The sequence below is a fragment of the Klebsiella sp. P1CD1 genome, from assembly GCF_003790505.1.
Lineage (GTDB): Bacteria > Pseudomonadota > Gammaproteobacteria > Enterobacterales > Enterobacteriaceae > Klebsiella > Klebsiella variicola.
In genome coordinates, this window is the sequence record NZ_CP033631.1 from 5,003,883 (window position 1) to 5,021,057 (window position 17,175).

Sequence of the window (17,175 nt, forward strand, 5' to 3'; positions counted from 1 at the left end):
GCAGCTCTCCATACGCCAGAGGTGATGTTATGAAAGTACTACTGATTTACGCCCATCCGGAACCGCGCTCGCTTAATGGCGCGCTGAAAAATTTTGCCGTCCGCCATCTGCAGCAGGCCGGGCATGAAGTGCAAGTCTCCGATCTCTACGCCATGCGCTGGAAGGCCGGGTATGACGCCGATGACAGCGGCGCCCCGCCGGTCGGCGAGTTCTGGCGGCCGACCCTCGATTCCAAACAGGCCTTTGCCCAGGGCACCCAAAGTGCGGATATCGCAGCCGAGCAGGAAAAGCTGCTGTGGGCCGATACGGTGATTTTCCAGTTCCCGCTGTGGTGGTTCTCAATGCCCGCCATCATGAAGGGCTGGATCGACCGGGTGTACGCCTGGGGCTTTGCCTATGGCGTCGGCGAGCACAGCGACCGCCACTGGGGCGATCGCTATGGGGAAGGCACCTTCGTCGGCAAGCGGGCGATGCTGATCGTCACCGCCGGCGGCTGGGCGGAACACTATTCACCGCGCGGGATCAATGGCCCCATCGACGACATCCTGTTCCCCATTCAGCACGGTATGCTGTTCTATCCCGGCTTTGAGGTGCTTCCGCCGCTGGTGTTCTACCGCACGGATAAAACCGATGCCGGGCAATTCGCCGACCAGTGCGCCACGCTGGCCGAGCGGCTGGACACGCTGTGGCAAACCGAGCCCATTCCATTCCGCCGGCAAAATCATGGCGATTATCTGATCCCGTCGCTGACGCTGCGCCCGGAGCTGGCGCCGGGGCAAAGCGGCTTGGCGGTGCATCTGGCAACGAAATAAACCTCAACGCGATAGCCCATCCGGGTTATCGCGTTCATTAATATGACAATTTGTGAGCCTCCACGCATTAACGGTATCCCGTCGCACGAAGCCACCTCTCATATTGATAGCGATCAAGAATAATCATACCGTCTGGTCGGTATGATTCCGGCCATGAATATGGAAGCCCAGCATCGTAAAAAAGATCCCGTCCGTCTCCACCGTCAGTTGCTTGAATCGGCAGCGATGATTGCCGGCCGGGATGGTATCGCCGCCCTGTCGCTGAACGCCGTCGCCCGCGAGGCTGGCGTGAGCAAAGGTGGCCTCCTGCATCACTTTCCCAATAAGCAGGCGCTGATTTTCGCCCTGTTCGCCCGGCTGCTGGCGATCATGGAAAAGGCGATTAGCGAACTGATGGCCGCCGATAACATCGCTTACGGGCGCTTTACCCGCGCCTATTTGCGCTATCTGTCCAACCCGGAGCTGACGGACACTCACGAAAGCCGCCAGTTGATGGTGCTGTCGCTGGCGATGCCGGACGAGCCGGTGCTGCGAAAATGCTGGCGCGACTGGATGCTGGATCACCTGGCGCAGGGCGATGCGCTGGATAACGGCCCGACCGGCACGCTGGTACGCTACGCGGCCGACGGCATCTGGTTATCGGAACTGACCGAAGGGCGCACCATGAGCAGTGAATACCGCCAGTCGCTGGTGAACGATCTGACCAAAATGACGCTTCCCGCGTGAAGCGAATAGAGTGAGGCCGCGATGCGCTACAACATCAATGCCCGTCTCATTTATGATGCAACGGACGGCACGCTTACCCTGCCCGGCAGCGATGAACCGGATAGCCAGCTATCCATCACCGCCAGCGCGCTACTCTATTTTTTTCTCCGCCATACCGGCGTCGTCAGTCGCGATGAAGTGTTGAAAAAAGTCTGGGATGATAACGGCTTAACCTCTTCCAACAGCAACCTCAATCAATACCTGAGTATGCTGCGCAAAACCTTCCGCCACTACGATATCGATAACATTATCGTCACCGTGTCGCGCGGCATGCTGCAGCTGAACCAGGATCTGAGTATTGAACTGCTCGATGCCGGGCCGGCGCTTACCGAGGCCGCTAACCCACCCGAGAGGGCTGCTGAAACCGTCCCCCCGGCGGCGACAACGCCGCCCACCGATTCGCCACATGCGCGCGGAATGTGCTGGTATCTGGCCGGCGGCTGTCTGCTGATCATCGCCCTGCTGCTGGTGGCATTCACTTTTGCCGGTACCCACGTCGCCCGACCGATCAATCTGACGCTGATGAGCCACAGCCAGTGCGAACTGCTGGCCAGCGATGAGATGCTGCGTTCGGTTTCCGCCACGGCCTACGCTAAGAATTTCGATGAGGTGCGTCAGCGGCTGAAGCTCGGCTGCAAGCCGGGGGAGCGTTTCGTTTTCTTCTACGGCGACCGGCTGGAGACTAACGGCCTGGGCCGGGTATTTCTCGCCCACTGCGCGATGCACGAGGACAACCCGTTTAGCTATTGCGATAACTACTTTTACTACTCCTGGAAGCCGCAATGAAACTCGCGCCCCGCCCCTTTTTCGCCCTCTCCGCCCTCGCGTTTATCGCCGCCGCCGGGTTTAGCGTCTGGCGCCTGCTGCCAGATGCCAACGATGGCGTGATGAGCTGCTCCACCAAAGCGATCATGCGTTTTGAAAACATGGAAAAAGAGAATGTGAACGGCAATATCCATTTTAACTTTGCCGCTAACGGCAACGGTTCGATGGTGGTGGAAGGCTATACCGATTCTGCCGCCGGCTGGCTCTACCTGCAGCGCTACGTCAAATTCAGCTACACCAGCCAACGCATCTCGGCAACCGAACGCCACTACCGCATCAAAAAGTGGGAATCCAGCGCCTCATCCATCGACGAATCGCCGAATGTCATCTTCGACTACTTCATGCGCGAAATGTCCGACAGCCATGACGGTCTGTTCCTCAACGCGCAAAAGCTTAACGACAAAGCTATCCTGATGAGCTCTATCAACTCGCCGCTCTACATCTGCACGCTGAAGTCCGGCAGCACGCTTAACTAACCCGTCCCCCCTGAACCGCCGCGAGGAAAATGCGCCCTCGCTCACGCTCCATTATTGCCCCCTCTTTCCACGATGCTAAAAGCGCACGTTTTGCATTTAGCTTCGTCGCCAAAACATGAGCATACCCACAATTATCACGTGCCTATATTACTAACCGCTGGCAAGTAATTAGCATCTTATTAACATTCATCTCCCACCGATAAATAGCCTAAAAAAGCGCCATATCATCATAAAAATCAATACGCATAAAACATAACGAACAGATAAAAAGAAGTTTAAATAAGACTAAATCACAGAGTAAAAACCTAAAATATTCATCTTCACGGATTTAAATTTCACTTACCTCCCCATTCCCTATAGTGAACCCCGAACGCCGCTTCCGCGTGTTGATGCCGTTACGCGGACGGTTTTCCCGAATAACAAAACCTGTTCTGGAGGAGATCACGATGGGTGATGCATTGGGGCTTATCGAAACCAAAGGTCTGGTGGCCTGTATTGAAGCAGCGGACGCGATGTGTAAAGCCGCCAACGTCGAACTGATCGGCTATGAAAACGTCGGCTCCGGCCTGGTCACCGTGATGGTGAAAGGCGACGTCGGCGCGGTAAAAGCGGCGGTGGATTCCGGTGTGGAATCCGCGCAGCGCATCGGCGAAGTGGTGACCTCGCTGGTCATCGCTCGCCCGCATAACGACATCAACAAAATCGTCATTAAACACAAGGCCTGAAGGCCAGGAGAACGCAAATGGGTGATGCATTAGGTCTGATTGAAACCAAAGGTCTGGTGGCCTGCATTGAAGCGGCGGATGCGATGTGTAAAGCCGCCAACGTCGAGCTTATCGGCTATGAAAACGTCGGCTCCGGCCTGGTCACCGCGATGGTGAAAGGCGACGTCGGCGCGGTAAAAGCGGCAGTCGATTCCGGCGTGGAATCCGCACAACGCATCGGCGAAGTGGTGACCTCGCTGGTCATCGCGCGTCCGCATAACGACATCAACAAAATCGTCTCGCATTACAAAATTGCGGACTAACGGAGAAACCTGATGAAAGAAGCGCTTGGTCTTATCGAAACCAAAGGTCTGGTGGCCTGTATTGAAGCCGCGGATGCGATGTGCAAAGCCGCCAACGTCGAATTGATTGGCTATGAAAACGTCGGCTCCGGCCTGGTCACCGCGATGGTGAAAGGCGACGTCGGCGCGGTCAACGCAGCGGTCGACTCCGGCGTGGAAGCGGCGAAACGCATCGGCGAAGTCGTCAGCTCTCGCGTCATTGCGCGTCCACATAACGACATCGAAAAAATCGCGGCGCAGCACAAAGCATGACCTGACAGGGCGCGCCCCGTCCCCACTCTTTTCGTCTGATGAAGGATAGACTCATGATTGAACTGGATAACGATTTGCAGTCCCGGCAGAACGCCCGGGAACTGGTGCGCAACGCCAAAAAGGCGCAGGCGATGCTGGCCACCTTTTCGCAGCAGCAAATCGACGCCATCGTGAAAAACGTGGCCCAGGAAGCAGCGCACCACGCCGAAGCGCTGGCGAAAATGGCCTCGGAAGAGACCGGTTTTGGCAACTGGCAGGACAAAGTGCTGAAAAACCGCTTCGCCTCGCTGCGCGTCTACGACGCCATCAAAGATATGAAGACCGTTGGCATCATTCATGACGACCCGGTAAAAAAAGTGATGGACGTGGGCGTGCCGCTGGGCGTGATTTGCGCGCTGGTCCCCTCAACGAACCCAACCTCCACGGTTATCTACAAAGCGCTGATCGCCCTCAAGGCCGGCAACGCCATTATCTTCTCCCCGCATCCGGGCGCGCGTCAGTGCAGCTGGAAGGCGATTGAAATCGTCAAACGCGCGGCGGAAGCGGCCGGTGCGCCGGAGGGCTGCGTCGACGGCATCACCCAGCTGACGCTCGAAGCCACCTCTGAGCTGATGCACAGCAAAGACGTGTCGCTGATCCTCGCCACCGGCGGCGAAGGCATGGTGCGTGCGGCCTATGCGTCCGGCACCCCAACCATCAGCGGCGGCCCGGGCAACGGCCCGGCGTTTATCGAACGCAGCGCCGATATCCACCACGCGGTGAAAGATATCATCACCAGCAAAACCTTCGATAATGGGGTGATCTGCGCCTCCGAGCAGTCGATCATCGTCGAAGGCTGCATTTACGACGAGGTTCACCGCGAGCTGGAAGCGCAGGGCGCTTACTTCATGAATGAAGATGAAGCGGCGAAAATGGCGGCGCTGCTGCTGCGCCCGAACGGCACCATCAACCCGAAAGTGGTCGGCAAAACCGCGCTGTACCTCAGCCAGATGGCGGGCTTCTGTGTTCCGGCCAGCACCAAAGTGCTGATCGCCGAACAGACCACCGTATCGCCGAAAAACCCCTACTCGCGCGAAAAACTGTGCCCGGTGCTCGGCCTGTACGTGGCAGAAGACTGGAAAGCCGCCTGCCACCGCGTGGTGGAGCTGCTGACCAACGAAGGACTCGGCCATACGCTGGTGATCCACACCCGTAATCAGGACGTCATCCGCCAGTTCAGCCTCGAAAAACCGGTCAATCGCATTCTGATTAATACTCCGGCGGCGCTCGGCGGTATCGGCGCGACTACCAACATCTCCCCGGCGCTGACCCTCGGCTGCGGCGCGGTCGGCGGCGGTTCCAGCTCCGACAACGTCGGCCCGATGAACCTGCTCAATATCCGCAAAGTCGGCTACGGCGTGCGGTCGATCGACGAGCTTCGCGCCCCGGGCAGCCGCCCTGAACCACAGCCGACCATCGTCTCTCCGACGAGCGATCCGCAGCGCAGCATTCTTGATGACCTGCGTTTCAACGCCCCGGCTAACGCCGCGCCAGCGCGATCCGCAGGCAGCGATGACCGTTTCGCCAGCGCAGGCGCCGCCAGCATGGAAGGCGAAATCAACGAGCAAAACGTGGAACGCGTTATCCGCCAGGTGCTGGAGCGCCTTGCTAAGTAACGCACTGATATAAGGCGATAAACGATGATTCTCGCAAAGGTAACCGGCCATGTCGTCGCCACGCAGAAATGCGATGAGCTACGCGGCAGCAACCTGCTGTTGGTCACCCGACTGGATGACAATCAGCAGCCGATGAAGGACCAGACCTGGGTCGCCGTCGATAACGTCGGCGCCGGCATGCACGACATCGTGCTGGCGGAAGAGTACTTCGCGCTCAATAAAGAGCGCTACAAAGCGATGTCGGTGGTCGCCATTGTCGAGAACGTGTTTCGGGACGCCTAACAGGAGTGAATAGCCCAATGAGTGAATTTTTACTGAAACCGCGGATTTGCTTCGGTCAGGACGCCCTCTCGGTGCTGAACGAACTCTCCGCCCGCAGCGTACTGCTGGTGACCGATCAAGCGATGATCAAGTTTGGCCTCGCCGAGCGCGTCACCGCCCTGCTGCGCCAGCGCGGGATCGCCTGGCAGATGTGGGACGACGTGGTGGCCGATCCGGATATCGCCACCGTGGTGCGCGGCATGAAGCTGATGGATAACCACTATCCGGATCTGGTTATCGCGCTCGGCGGCGGTTCGGTAATCGATGCCGCCAAAGCGGTTATTTTCTCCCTGGCGCAAACCCGTCCGCAGGCTAACCGGCCGCGTCCATGCTTTGTCGCCATCCCCACCACCAGCGGTACCGGTTCGGAAGTCACCGCCTTTTCGGTGGTGAAAGCCAACGCGGAGAAGCTGGTGCTGGTGGATGCGTCGCTGCTGCCGGATATCGCCATTCTTGACCCGGCGCTGGTGACTTCGGTACCGCCGGCAATTACCGCCGACACCGGCATGGACGTGCTGTGTCACGCCCTTGAGGCCTACGTCTCCCGCGCCGCCAGCGACTTTTCCGACGCGCTGGCGGAGAAAGTGGTGCAGCAGGTATTTCGCTATCTGCCGACCTGCTGGCGCAGCGGCGACAACCTGCTGGCGCGCGAAAAGATGCACAACGCCTCCTGCATGGCGGGCATAGCCTTCACCAACGCCTCGCTGGGGATAACCCACAGCCTGGCACACGCTCTCGGCGGCGTCTTCCGCGTGCCCCATGGCCGCGCCAACGCCCTGCTGATGGCGCACGTCGTCGCCTGGAACGCCGATGTCGACGGCCAGTGCGACACCCTCGCGGCGCATAAATATGCCCGTCTGGCGCATCTGCTGGATCTGCCTGCCGCCTCGCCACGCCAGGGCGTCGCCAGCCTGCTGGTCGCCATTCAGGCGTTAAAAGAAGAGATGAGCATGCCCTCCGGCATTAGCGACACCGGCATCGCGGCGGCTGAATTCGAGCGCCGCCTGCCGGAGATGGTCGGCCAGGCGCTGCGCGACAGCTGTACTCCGACCAACCCACGCGCGCCAGACGCTAACGCGTTAACCGAACTTTATCGCCAGGCGTGGCATGGACAACAGACATCGCCCGGCGGCGCTCCGCTTGCGCGGGCCTACGGGTAACAGATAACCGGGTGATCGCTGGGTTATTTGCAGGCCGGGTAAGGCGTCAGCCGCCACCCGGCAGAAACGGACACTGTATCCACAACCGGGTTGTCATCAGCCGCGGGAAAAGAACATCTGGAGAATACTTCATGGCACACTACAACTTAACGCCGCGCGTCAAAGTGCTGGCAGACCGTTTACTCGCCCAGAAAAGCACGCTGTGCACCGAACATGCCACCACGCTGAACGCTCTTGGTGGCGACATCGCGGGCGTTCCCGCCGCCGTTAAACCGGCGCGCCGCTTCTATGAACTGATGCGCCAGCTGCCGCTGACCATCAGCGCCGACGAGCTGATCGTCGGCAACCAGACCCGTAAACCGCACGGGGCGATTTTCCATGACGAAAACGCGACCCGTCGTCCATCGGTTTTCCAGTTCCTCAACCTCAATAGCGAGCTGGACTCGCCGGATTACAAACTGGTGGTCGAAAAAGGCGTGCTGGCGATTAAGCACCAGTTAGAAGAGAAAACCCGCGCCCTCGGTAGCGCGGTCAGCCGCAGCGGTATGGATGAAGTCAACGGCTGTCGCGCCGCCATCTACGCCTGCGACGCCCTGCTGGCGCTGGCGCAAAATCTGGCCAACAGCGCCGAACAGCTGGCGGCAGCGGAAACCAATGCTTATCGCAAAGCCGAGCTGCTCGATAGCGCGGCCATTCTGCACCACGTTCCGGCCCATCCGGCGCGTAATTTCAAAGAAGCCTGCCAGGCATTCTATCTGTTCCAGCTGGCGCTACAGCTGGACAACGGCAGCTATGCGGTTAACCCGCAAGGGGCGGATATCGCGCTACTGCCTTACTTCCAACGCGATATCAACAGCGGCGCGCTCAATACCCAGCAGGCCTATGAGATCGTGGAGTGCCTGTGGTTCAAGCTGGCGGAACTGAGCGAAGTCCGCGCCGCCTGCGCCATTGACGGCTATCCGATGCTCGACGCCATGCTGCACGGCGCCGCTTTTGACCATGCTGAAGTGAACGAACTCTCGGCGATGTTTATCAGCGCCCAGCGCAACCTCAGCGCGCTGAATCTGCCGGTGCGCCTGTTTAGCGGCGTACAGCCGGTCAGCCACGCGCCGTTCGCCGCCTGCGCCGACATGCCGGTGATGGAAGGCTTAACCCCGCGCATGCAGCGCCTGCGTAACCACTACCTGACGGTACGCCCGAGCGTCTCTATCTATCGCGCGCTGGCCTTTACCGAAGTGGTCAAAGCCAACCCGGGCATGCCGACCATTCTGCTGCGGGCGAAAGCTTTTCGCCACGCCTGCGAAACCGCGCCGATTCTGATTCAGGACGATGAGCTGATCGTCGGCCATCCGTGCGGCAAGCCGCGCGCGGGCGCCTTCTCGCCGGATATCGCCTGGCGCTGGGTGCGCGACGAGCTCGACACCATGAGCACCCGCCCGCAGGATCCGTTTGAGATCAGCGAAGCAGATAAAAAAACCATTCGCGAAGAGATCGTCCCATTCTGGGAAGGCCGTTCGCTGGATGAGATTTGCGAAGCGCAATACCGTGAGGCTGGAGTCTGGGCCTTCAGCGGCGAGACCTTCGTCAGCGACCTCTCCTATCACCAGATTAACGGCGGCGGCGATACCTGCCCGGGCTACGACGTTCTGCTGTTCACCAAAGGGATGAACGGCATTAAAGCCGATGCCGAGGCGCATCTGGCCAGCCTGAGCATGGAAAACCCAGAAGATATCGACCGCATTTACTACTACAAAGCGGCGATTGAAACCTGTGAAGGGGTGGTCAACTACGCCCGCCGCATCGCCGCCCATGCCCGCGAACTGGCGGCTAAAGAGCAAAACGCCCAGCGCCGCGCCGAGCTGCTGACCATCGCCGACGTCAACGAAAACGTGCCGGCCAATCCGCCGAAGACCTTGCAGGAAGCGCTGCAGAGTATCTGGACCGTCGAATCACTGTTTGAAATCGAAGAAAACCAGACCGGGCTGTCGCTGGGGCGCGTCGACCAGTACTGCTACCCGATGTTCGAAGCCGCTATCCGCGAAGGCCGCCTGACCCACGACACCGCGCTGGAGCTGCTGCAGGCGTTCATCATCAAATGCGCCGAACTGATGTGGATGTCGAGCGAGCTGGGAGCGAAATATTTCGCGGGTTATCAGCCGTTTATCAACCTCACCGTTGGCGGCCAGAAACGTAGCGGCGGCGATGCCTGTAACGACCTGACCTATCTGATTATGGACGCCGTGCGCTTCGTGAAGGTTTACCAGCCGTCGCTGGCCTGCCGTATCCACAACCAGTCGCCGCAGAAATACATGGAAAAAATCGTCGACGTGGTGAAGGCGGGAATGGGCTTCCCGGCCTGCCACTTCGATGACTCCCACATCAAGATGATGCTGCGCAAAGGCTTCGATTTTGAAGACGCCCGCGATTACTGCCTGATGGGCTGCGTTGAGCCGCAGAAATCCGGGCGCATCTACCAGTGGACCTCCACCGGCTACACCCAGTGGCCTATCGCTATCGAGTTCGTGCTCAACCGCGGGCGGATGGTGCTGTTCGATAGCTATCAGGGGCTGGATACCGGCGACCTGCGCGACCTGCGCACCTTCGACGATTTCGACGCGGCAGTGAAACAGCAGATCGCCCATATCGTGCGCCTGTCGGCCATCGGCACCGTCATCAGCCAGCGCGTCCACCGCGATGTGGCGCCGAAGCCGCTGATGTCGTTGCTGGTTGAAGGCTGTATGGAGAGCGGCAAAGATGTCGCCGCCGGCGGCGCGATGGTCAACCACGGTCCGGGGCTGATTTTCTCCGGCCTGGCGACCTACGTCGATTCGATGGCGGCGATCCGCAAGCTGGTGTTTGAAGAGAAGAAATACACCCTTGAGCAGATCCGCGATGCGCTGCTGGCCAACTTTGAAGGTTACGAAGCGCTGCGCCGCGACTGCCTGAACGCGCCGAAATACGGTAACGACGATAACTACGTCGACCAGTACGCGCTGGATATTACCGAATGGACCGAGAAAGAGTGCCGTAAGTACAAGATGCTCTACTCGACCCTCAGCCACGGCACCCTGTCTATCTCCAACAACACGCCAATCGGCGAGCTGACCAACGCCACGCCGAACGGCCGCCTGGCGTGGATGCCGCTCTCCGACGGCATCAGCCCAACCCAGGGCGCGGATAAACAAGGCCCGACGGCGATTATCAAGTCGGTCAGCAAGATGAATGTGGAAACCATGAACATCGGCATGGTGCACAACTTCAAGTTCCTCAAAGGACTGCTGGATACCCCGGAAGGTCGCCACGGCTTGATTACCCTGCTGCGTACCGCCTCGATTCTCGGCAACGGCCAGATGCAGTTCAGCTATGTCGATAACGAAGTGCTGAAGAAGGCGCAGCAGGAGCCGGAGAAATACCGCGACCTGATCGTCCGCGTCGCCGGCTACAGCGCTTACTTCGTCGAGCTGTGCAAAGAGGTCCAGGACGAGATCATCAGCCGTACGGTGATTGAGAAGTTCTAGTTCTCTTAAAGAGAATTAAATGAGCTGTATTTGAGAAATAACCGGAAGTTCTCCGTCCCGTAACGGGACGGAGCGGGAGGCAAGCGTGATCGCAAAACAAGAATTAACGGGCCGAATTTTCAATATCCAGAAATATTCGATCTATGACGGCGATGGCATTCGCACGCTGGTGTTTTTTAAGGGCTGCAACATTCGCTGCCCGTGGTGCGCCAACCCGGAAGGGCTGAACAGCCAGTTCCAGGTGATGTTCTCGCACGACAAATGCATTAACTGCGGCGACTGCGTCAGCGTCTGTCCGGCGGGTATTCATTATCGGGCGGAAGAAAACGGCGAAATGAAGCACTTCGTCGACCGCAATAAAGACTGTATCGGCTGCCGCAAATGCGAAGAGATTTGCACCCAGAACGCGCTGGACATTATGGGCAAGGACGTCACCGTCAGCGAGCTGATGGAGATCATCATGCAGGACTACGACTTCTACATCTCCTCCGGCGGTGGCGTCACCATCGGCGGCGGCGAGATGAGCCTGCAGACCGATTTTGCCGTCGCCTTATTCAGCGAATGCAAAAAGATGATGATTAACACCGCCGTCGAAACCCAGGGCACCACCCCGCTTGCCAACTACCAGAAGCTGGCGCCGGTCACCGACACCTTCTTATTCGACATAAAGCAGATTAACAGCGATCACCACAGGGCGATGCTCGGCATCGGCAACGAAGGGATCCGCCGCAATCTCGAATGGCTGGTGGATTCCGGCGCCAACGTCATTGTGCGTATGCCGCTCATACGCGGCTACAACGACTCATTCGACGCCATTACCGGCGCCATTGATTACGTACAGAAGCTGGCGAAGCGCGGGAATATCCGCCGCATCGACATGCTGCCGTACCACCAGTTGGGACGCAAAAAGTACGAACGCCTGGATATGCCCTACCCGATTACCCAGGACCCGTCTTATTCACCGGACGAACTGGACCGGCTGGAAACCTTCTTCCGGCAATTTGATTTTGATATTCGCTTAGTCCGCCATTAACAGGAGCCGACCATGAAAAGTTTAGGCGTAATTGAAACGCGAGGATGGGTCGCCGCCATTCAGGCCGTCGACGCCGCCTGTAAAGCTGCGGGAGTGACCTGCATTGGCTATCGCAAACCAGGCTCCGGGCTGGTGAGCGTCTGCTTTGAAGGGGAGATCAGCGCCATCCACACCGCCATTGAACGCGGCGTGGCGGTGGCCGGCGCCGAGCACACCGTGAAGTCGCTGGTGATTGCCCGCCCGGAGCGCTGTGTGGTTGAAGCGTTAAGCAACCTCAAAGGCAACCCGCCGCCTGCGAAAAAAGCGGCCGAACCGGTGGTTATCGCCGCCCCGGAACCCATCGTCCCCCCTGCCGCCCCGAACGAAACGGAAGATAAACATCCGGCGCTGAAGAAAGGGAAGAAGTCATGATCGACACCCTGGTTCGCGAAAAAATCGCCGCCCGCCTGAGCGCAACGGCGCCGGCGATCCCGGTGGGGATCTCCAACCGCCACGTCCATCTCGCGCAACAGGACGTCGAGGCGCTATTCGGCAAAGGCTACAGCCTGACGCCGTTCAAACCGCTGCGCCAGCCGGGGCAGTTCGCCGCCCAGGAGTGCGTGACCGTTGTCGGGCCGAAAGGCTCGCTGACCAACGTCCGCGTCCTCGGGCCGACCCGCCCGGTATCGCAGCTGGAAGTATCGCGCGCCGACTGTTTCACGCTCGGGATTAAGGCGCCGGTTCGTGAGTCCGGCCAGCTGGATAATGCCGGTAGCGCGCTGCTGATTGGGCCCGCAGGCCACGTTGAACTCCATTCGCAGGTGATCTGCGCCTGGCGGCATATTCATATGTCGCCGCAGGACGCGCGCCAGCTCAACGTTAGCAATGGCCAGAAGGTCAGCGTGCGCAGCAACGGCAAGCGTCAGCTGACTTTCGATGAAGTGGTGGTGCGGGTGCGCGATGACTTCGCGCTGGAGTTTCACATCGATACCGAAGAAGCCAATGCCGCCGGGTTGAAAAACGGCGCGCAGGTGACGCTCATCGGCTAACGGAGGCTCGCCATGACCGACGAACAGATTGAAGGTTTAGTCGCGCGAATTTTACAGCGCCTGCGCCCGCCGGTACTGGTGATGGTGACCGCCGCTGACGGCTACCGCACGGCAATCCGCCAGCGCCTGGCAAGCTGCGGCTACCCGCTGCGCCTCGCGCTGGAGGAGGGCCTCGCCGACGCCGCCGCGTGGCGGGAGGTGGGCGAGATTATCCCGTCATCGGCCTGGCAGGATGCCCTGCCGTCAGCGCCGTGGCGGGCGGTACTGCTACCGTTTCTCGATTACCCGCTGGCTTCAGACCTGCTGAACGGCACGCTGCGCAGCCCGCTCGCCCGCTGCGCGCACGAGGCGCTGCTGGCGGGTATTCCCGTGCTGGCGCTGCGCTACCACTGCGATCCGCTCAGCGAACTCAACCAGTTGCGCGGGGCGCAGGCCGACAGCGCCTATACCGGGCATCTGCAGGCCACGCTGACTCGCCTGGAAGCCTGCGGCGTCTTCCTCGGCACCATGAATGAGCTGCTGGCGACGCTGGACGCGCCCACCGCGCCTGCCGCCAGCAGCGAACCGCGCCGTTATCTCACCGTCACAGACATAGTGAATAATCCGGCGCTGGCGGCGGCCCCGCACGCGCAACTGACCGATGCAGCCATTGATTATTTAAAAAACAGAAAGATATGACCTTACCCAACTATGAACCTGGAGCTTAACGATGTCTTCGAAAACAAAATGCTGGTTATGGATGCTGCTGGTTATCCTCTCCGAAACCTCGGCAACCTCGACGTTAAAAATGTTCGGTAACAGCGAAGGCAGCACAAAAATGCTGCTGCTCGTATTGCTGATTGCGCTCTATTGCACCTGCTATTACTCGCTCTCAAGGGCGGTGAAAGATATCCCGGTCGGCCTGGCATACGCCACCTGGTCCGGAACCGGTATCCTGGTGGTCTCGACGCTGGGAATGGCATTCTACGGCCAGCATCCGGATACCGCCGCCATCATCGGCATGGCGGTGATCGCCAGCGGCATCGTTATCATGAACCTGTTCTCGAAGATGGGTTCCGAAGCGAGCGAAGAGCCCGCGCCCGCCGCGCCAGTCGCCTCCATGGATAAGAACATCGCTAACTAACAGGAAAGGAATACCCTATGTTTAATCTCGGATTTTTATGGCTGGCGCTGTCTATCGGCTCCGAAATCACCGGCACCTCGATGATCAAAAAAACCAACGGCTTCAGCAAACTGGCGCCTTCGGTGCTGGTGGTCTGCGCCTACGGCCTGTGTTACTTCGCCCTCACCCGCGCGATGAGCACCATTCCGGTGGGCGTAGCCTACTCGCTGTGGTGCGGCTTCGGTATCGTCGGCGTGACGATTTGCTCCATGATCCTCTATAAGCAGAAACCGGACCTGGCGGCCATTATCGCCATGGCGCTGATTATCTCCGGCGGCGTGATCATGAACGTCTTCTCGACCATGTAATACGAGGCGGGTTTACCCCGCCGTGATTTCGTGGCAGGATAAAAAGATGAACAGAAACGTTATCGTTACCTATCCCCGTCGTTGGTGGCTGCCTGCATAACAGGCGGCACGATACACGTTTCCATTTTCAAAGCCGCCGGAAGGCGGCTTTGGTGTTTTCAGGACGTCTTTCGGCTGAACAGTCTGATAAGGAGTCCCTGATGAACCATTCGCAAACCATCCTCACTGGCGACCGGCCGACCGGCCAGCTGCACCTTGGCCACTACGTCGGCTCGCTACGCCAGCGCGTCGCGCTGCAGCACGACCACCAGCAGTTTATCCTGATCGCCGACCTGCAAGGGCTCACCGATAACGGCAGCAACCCACAAAAAATCAGCCACCATATCCTCGAAGTCATGGCCGATTATCTGGCCGTCGGCATCGACCCCAGGCTCACCACTATTTGCCTGCAGTCCGCTCTGCCCGCGCTGGCGGAGCTCAGCGCGCTGTATATGAATATCGTCACCGTCGCCCGCGTGGAACGTAATCCGACGGTCAAAAATGAGATTGCCCAAAAGGGATTCGCCCGTTCGCTGCCGGTGGGCTTTCTTGCCTATCCGATTAGCCAGGCGGCCGATATCACCGCCTTCAAGGCCGAGCTGGTGCCGGTGGGTGACGATCAGCTACCGATGATTGAGCAGACCAACGAGATCGTCCACAAGATGAATAGCCTCACCGGCGAGCCGGTGCTGCGCCACTGCAAGGCGCTACTCAGCGAAGTGAGCCGCCTGCCGGGCGTCGACGGTAATGCCAAAATGTCGAAATCGCTGGGCAATACGCTGACGTTATCGGCCAGTGAAGAGGAGATCCACCGCGCGGTCAGCGCGATGTATACCGACCCGACGCACCTGAGAGTCAGCGATCCGGGACATGTCGACGGCAACGTGGTGTTCACCTATCTCGACGCTTTCCATAGCGATAAGGCGCTGGTGGCAGAGATGAAAGCCCACTATCAGCGCGGCGGGCTGGGCGATCGCCAGTGTAAGAATGAACTGGAAACCTGCCTGCAGGCGCTACTGGCGCCGATCCGCGAACGCCGGGCTACCTATATTCAGGATAAAGGGATGCTGCTTGAGCTGCTGCGCCAGGGCAGCGAACGCGCCCACCAGCTCACGCAGCAGACGCTGCATGAAGTGAAGCGCGGGCTGGGGCTGCCGGTGCTGTTCTGAGTTTCAGAGCCCTTCCCCGGTCGCGCTACGCTTACCGGGGCTACGGTTTTATCCCCCGCCTTTGTGCATCTTCACGCAGTTGCGCCCCTCGCGCTTGGCGGCATACAGCGCGTTATCGGCGTCGCGCAGCAGCAGGTTGTAATCGGGGTGACCGGTGTGGGCGGCAAAGCCAATGCTGGCGGTGATGGGGATCTGCGTGTCGCCGCCAACGTTAAACGCCAGCTGGCCAATCTTTTTGCGCAGACGTTCAAGGAGAGGGAAAGCCTCTGCCGCGCGGGTCTCCACCAGCACCAGCAGAAACTCCTCGCCGCCGTAGCGGAAGAGATAGTCGCTGGAGCGAATATTATCGCTGAGCAGATCGGCTACGTGCTTAATGGCGCGGTCGCCGACCATATGGCCCCATTTGTCATTGATCTCTTTAAAGAAATCAATATCGATAATCGCTACCGTCAGCGGCAGGTCATACTCAATCGCCAGGGTGACTTCATGCTTGAGCACCACCGGCAGATAGCGACGGTTAAGCAGGCTGGTCAGTGCGTCTTTGCCGTTTTGCATCTGCGACAGACTACTGAACAATACCCCCAGTTGGCTGCTGATGTGCTGGCAATGGATATGGATCTTTTGCAGCAGGCTCTGAGTATTTTTATAACCAGCATCCTGTTCCGCGGTACGCCATTCGGTAATCAGCGCATCCACCTGACCGATCAACTCAGTAATCTCCCCCATCTGCGGATTGTGGTTAAAATAGCGAACGCATTTATGGCGAAACCACAAACCAAATTCGGATTCAGATAATAACGTTGCGTTAAGGTCCGTCCTGTTCTCGCTGACGATATTAAAAATCGCACTATTTTCCCAACCCGAAAGCGATGCCTGCTGCTTGCCATACTCCATCGGGACGTTATCCATCAGGCTGTACAGACGAAAAGCTTCTTCATTTTTGGTAGCCCGATAATGCGACAGCGTATAGGCGTGACACATCATCTCCACCGCCATATTCATCGCCATGATCGCGTAATGGATAGCCGCTATCCCGGTGTCCCGCGCGGCCTGGCTGTCACGAATCGCCTCCACCAGCCCGGATTTTATCTGCCGCGCGCCGCGCAGCACCGCCTCTGCCGGGATGCCAATCCGCGAATGAATGCTGCCGATCTGATACTGGCGCTCCGCAAGAGCCTGAAGATCCTCTTTTTCACAGGTCAGGATCTGCTGTACCCATCCCGCCAGAGAGCGGCTCAGACGTTCCTCAACCAGCTCATAAGAGAGGTGCCTGGCGATATCCGGATCCTGAAAAATAAAATCGTAAAAGCGGGTCGCTAACATCGACGATCGCTCATCAGCCATTTTTTTAAGCAATGCACGGACGTCCGGCGTCAGGCTGTCATACGGCGGTAACCATTCCTTAAAAATCACGGCGATATATTTTTGGCTTTCTTCATTCATGAAATTAAAGCACTCGTCGGATGTTTCTCAATGCCAGGAGCGGAATCATATCGTAGTTACCGGGGGGCAACCAGATAACAAAACAGGCGCCCTGTTTTCGCGGTTTTATCCTGACGGTGGGTATTTCTGTTAACGCACCGACA

At 58.8% G+C, this 17,175-nt stretch carries 19 protein-coding genes; 18 read left to right on the forward strand and 1 reads right to left on the reverse strand.

The window, feature by feature from the left end; translation table 11 throughout:
* Window positions 1–29: 29 nt before the first annotated feature.
* From DTA24_RS24745 to trpS, 18 genes are all read left to right on the forward strand, one after another.
* Window positions 30–812, forward strand: a complete 783-nt coding sequence (locus DTA24_RS24745; RefSeq protein WP_012542981.1) for an NAD(P)H-dependent oxidoreductase — start codon at window positions 30–32, stop codon at window positions 810–812.
* Window positions 813–953: 141 nt separating this feature from the next.
* Window positions 954–1,538 (forward strand): TetR/AcrR family transcriptional regulator, encoded by a 585-nt coding sequence (locus tag DTA24_RS24750; RefSeq protein ID WP_123837097.1) that lies wholly within the window; start codon window positions 954–956, stop codon window positions 1,536–1,538.
* A 21-nt stretch (window positions 1,539–1,559) separates the two neighbouring features.
* A complete protein-coding gene (locus DTA24_RS24755) occupies window positions 1,560–2,363 on the forward strand; it encodes a winged helix-turn-helix domain-containing protein (protein WP_049152924.1) in 804 nt (267 codons plus the stop codon).
* Window positions 2,360–2,878, forward strand: coding sequence for a FidL-like protein (locus DTA24_RS24760; protein WP_049152923.1), 519 nt, complete (start codon window positions 2,360–2,362; stop codon window positions 2,876–2,878). Before DTA24_RS24755 ends, DTA24_RS24760 begins: the two co-directional genes overlap by 4 nt.
* Before the next feature lie 446 nt (window positions 2,879–3,324).
* A complete protein-coding gene (locus DTA24_RS24765; RefSeq protein WP_012542984.1) occupies window positions 3,325–3,603 on the forward strand; it encodes a BMC domain-containing protein in 279 nt (92 codons plus the stop codon).
* A gap of 17 nt (window positions 3,604–3,620) precedes the next feature.
* Window positions 3,621–3,905, forward strand: coding sequence for a BMC domain-containing protein (locus DTA24_RS24770; protein WP_002442227.1), 285 nt, complete (start codon window positions 3,621–3,623; stop codon window positions 3,903–3,905).
* Between the two features lie 12 nt (window positions 3,906–3,917).
* On the forward strand, window positions 3,918–4,196 hold the full coding sequence (locus tag DTA24_RS24775; protein ID WP_004146125.1) for a BMC domain-containing protein: 279 nt from the start codon (window positions 3,918–3,920) through the stop codon (window positions 4,194–4,196).
* A gap of 53 nt (window positions 4,197–4,249) precedes the next feature.
* Window positions 4,250–5,851 carry an acetaldehyde dehydrogenase (acetylating) gene (locus DTA24_RS24780; protein ID WP_123837098.1) on the forward strand — a complete coding sequence of 534 codons (1,602 nt, stop codon included), beginning with the start codon at window positions 4,250–4,252 and terminating at the stop codon, window positions 5,849–5,851.
* A gap of 24 nt (window positions 5,852–5,875) precedes the next feature.
* Complete coding sequence (locus tag DTA24_RS24785) at window positions 5,876–6,133, forward strand: EutN/CcmL family microcompartment protein (protein WP_004146127.1); 258 nt, start codon at window positions 5,876–5,878, stop codon at window positions 6,131–6,133.
* 17 nt (window positions 6,134–6,150) lie between these two features.
* Entirely contained in the window at window positions 6,151–7,332 is a 1,182-nt protein-coding gene (locus DTA24_RS24790; protein WP_123837099.1) for a 1-propanol dehydrogenase PduQ, read from the forward strand.
* Window positions 7,333–7,463: 131 nt separating this feature from the next.
* Window positions 7,464–10,850, forward strand: coding sequence for a choline trimethylamine-lyase (gene cutC, locus DTA24_RS24795; protein WP_123837100.1), 3,387 nt, complete (start codon window positions 7,464–7,466; stop codon window positions 10,848–10,850).
* A gap of 85 nt (window positions 10,851–10,935) precedes the next feature.
* Window positions 10,936–11,883, forward strand: a complete 948-nt coding sequence (gene cutD, locus DTA24_RS24800; RefSeq protein ID WP_022065980.1) for a choline TMA-lyase-activating enzyme — start codon at window positions 10,936–10,938, stop codon at window positions 11,881–11,883.
* A 12-nt stretch (window positions 11,884–11,895) separates the two neighbouring features.
* Entirely contained in the window at window positions 11,896–12,294 is a 399-nt protein-coding gene (locus tag DTA24_RS24805) for a BMC domain-containing protein (protein ID WP_012542988.1), read from the forward strand.
* Entirely contained in the window at window positions 12,291–12,911 is a 621-nt protein-coding gene (locus DTA24_RS24810) for a phosphate propanoyltransferase (protein WP_023296997.1), read from the forward strand. Before DTA24_RS24805 ends, DTA24_RS24810 begins: the two co-directional genes overlap by 4 nt.
* 12 nt (window positions 12,912–12,923) lie before the next feature.
* Window positions 12,924–13,589: a hypothetical protein gene (locus tag DTA24_RS24815; protein ID WP_032731572.1), complete on the forward strand. Its 666-nt coding sequence runs from the start codon at window positions 12,924–12,926 to the stop codon at window positions 13,587–13,589.
* A gap of 31 nt (window positions 13,590–13,620) precedes the next feature.
* The gene (locus DTA24_RS24820; RefSeq protein ID WP_023296995.1) at window positions 13,621–14,034 is read left to right on the forward strand and encodes a DMT family transporter; all 414 of its coding nucleotides are present in this window, start codon (window positions 13,621–13,623) and stop codon (window positions 14,032–14,034) included.
* A gap of 17 nt (window positions 14,035–14,051) precedes the next feature.
* The gene (locus DTA24_RS24825) at window positions 14,052–14,381 is read left to right on the forward strand and encodes a DMT family transporter (protein WP_004204123.1); all 330 of its coding nucleotides are present in this window, start codon (window positions 14,052–14,054) and stop codon (window positions 14,379–14,381) included.
* 200 nt (window positions 14,382–14,581) lie between these two features.
* On the forward strand, window positions 14,582–15,589 hold the full coding sequence (gene trpS, locus DTA24_RS24830) for a tryptophan--tRNA ligase (RefSeq protein WP_012542992.1): 1,008 nt from the start codon (window positions 14,582–14,584) through the stop codon (window positions 15,587–15,589).
* A gap of 48 nt (window positions 15,590–15,637) precedes the next feature.
* On the opposite strand, the gene DTA24_RS24835 is transcribed toward trpS, so the two are convergent.
* Window positions 15,638–17,032, reverse strand: coding sequence for a GGDEF domain-containing protein (locus DTA24_RS24835; protein ID WP_123837101.1), 1,395 nt, complete (start codon window positions 17,030–17,032; stop codon window positions 15,638–15,640).
* Window positions 17,033–17,175 lie beyond the last annotated feature (143 nt).

Excerpts from the sequence above, each read along its gene's own strand:
- DTA24_RS24745 (WP_012542981.1), top strand. The coding sequence starts at position 30 with ATGAAAGTACTACTGATTTACGCCCATCCGGAACCGCGCTCGCTTAAT.
- DTA24_RS24750 (WP_123837097.1), top strand. The coding sequence starts at position 954 with ATGATTCCGGCCATGAATATGGAAGCCCAGCATCGTAAAAAAGATCCC.
- DTA24_RS24755 (WP_049152924.1), top strand. The coding sequence starts at position 1,560 with ATGCGCTACAACATCAATGCCCGTCTCATTTATGATGCAACGGACGGC.
- DTA24_RS24760 (WP_049152923.1), top strand. The coding sequence starts at position 2,360 with ATGAAACTCGCGCCCCGCCCCTTTTTCGCCCTCTCCGCCCTCGCGTTT.
- DTA24_RS24765 (WP_012542984.1), top strand. The coding sequence starts at position 3,325 with ATGGGTGATGCATTGGGGCTTATCGAAACCAAAGGTCTGGTGGCCTGT.
- DTA24_RS24770 (WP_002442227.1), top strand. The coding sequence starts at position 3,621 with ATGGGTGATGCATTAGGTCTGATTGAAACCAAAGGTCTGGTGGCCTGC.
- DTA24_RS24775 (WP_004146125.1), top strand. The coding sequence starts at position 3,918 with ATGAAAGAAGCGCTTGGTCTTATCGAAACCAAAGGTCTGGTGGCCTGT.
- DTA24_RS24780 (WP_123837098.1), top strand. The coding sequence starts at position 4,250 with ATGATTGAACTGGATAACGATTTGCAGTCCCGGCAGAACGCCCGGGAA.
- DTA24_RS24785 (WP_004146127.1), top strand. The coding sequence starts at position 5,876 with ATGATTCTCGCAAAGGTAACCGGCCATGTCGTCGCCACGCAGAAATGC.
- DTA24_RS24790 (WP_123837099.1), top strand. The coding sequence starts at position 6,151 with ATGAGTGAATTTTTACTGAAACCGCGGATTTGCTTCGGTCAGGACGCC.
- cutC (WP_123837100.1), top strand. The coding sequence starts at position 7,464 with ATGGCACACTACAACTTAACGCCGCGCGTCAAAGTGCTGGCAGACCGT.
- DTA24_RS24805 (WP_012542988.1), top strand. The coding sequence starts at position 11,896 with ATGAAAAGTTTAGGCGTAATTGAAACGCGAGGATGGGTCGCCGCCATT.
- DTA24_RS24810 (WP_023296997.1), top strand. The coding sequence starts at position 12,291 with ATGATCGACACCCTGGTTCGCGAAAAAATCGCCGCCCGCCTGAGCGCA.
- DTA24_RS24815 (WP_032731572.1), top strand. The coding sequence starts at position 12,924 with ATGACCGACGAACAGATTGAAGGTTTAGTCGCGCGAATTTTACAGCGC.
- DTA24_RS24820 (WP_023296995.1), top strand. The coding sequence starts at position 13,621 with ATGTCTTCGAAAACAAAATGCTGGTTATGGATGCTGCTGGTTATCCTC.
- DTA24_RS24825 (WP_004204123.1), top strand. The coding sequence starts at position 14,052 with ATGTTTAATCTCGGATTTTTATGGCTGGCGCTGTCTATCGGCTCCGAA.
- trpS (WP_012542992.1), top strand. The coding sequence starts at position 14,582 with ATGAACCATTCGCAAACCATCCTCACTGGCGACCGGCCGACCGGCCAG.
- DTA24_RS24835 (WP_123837101.1), bottom strand. The coding sequence starts at position 17,032 with ATGAATGAAGAAAGCCAAAAATATATCGCCGTGATTTTTAAGGAATGG.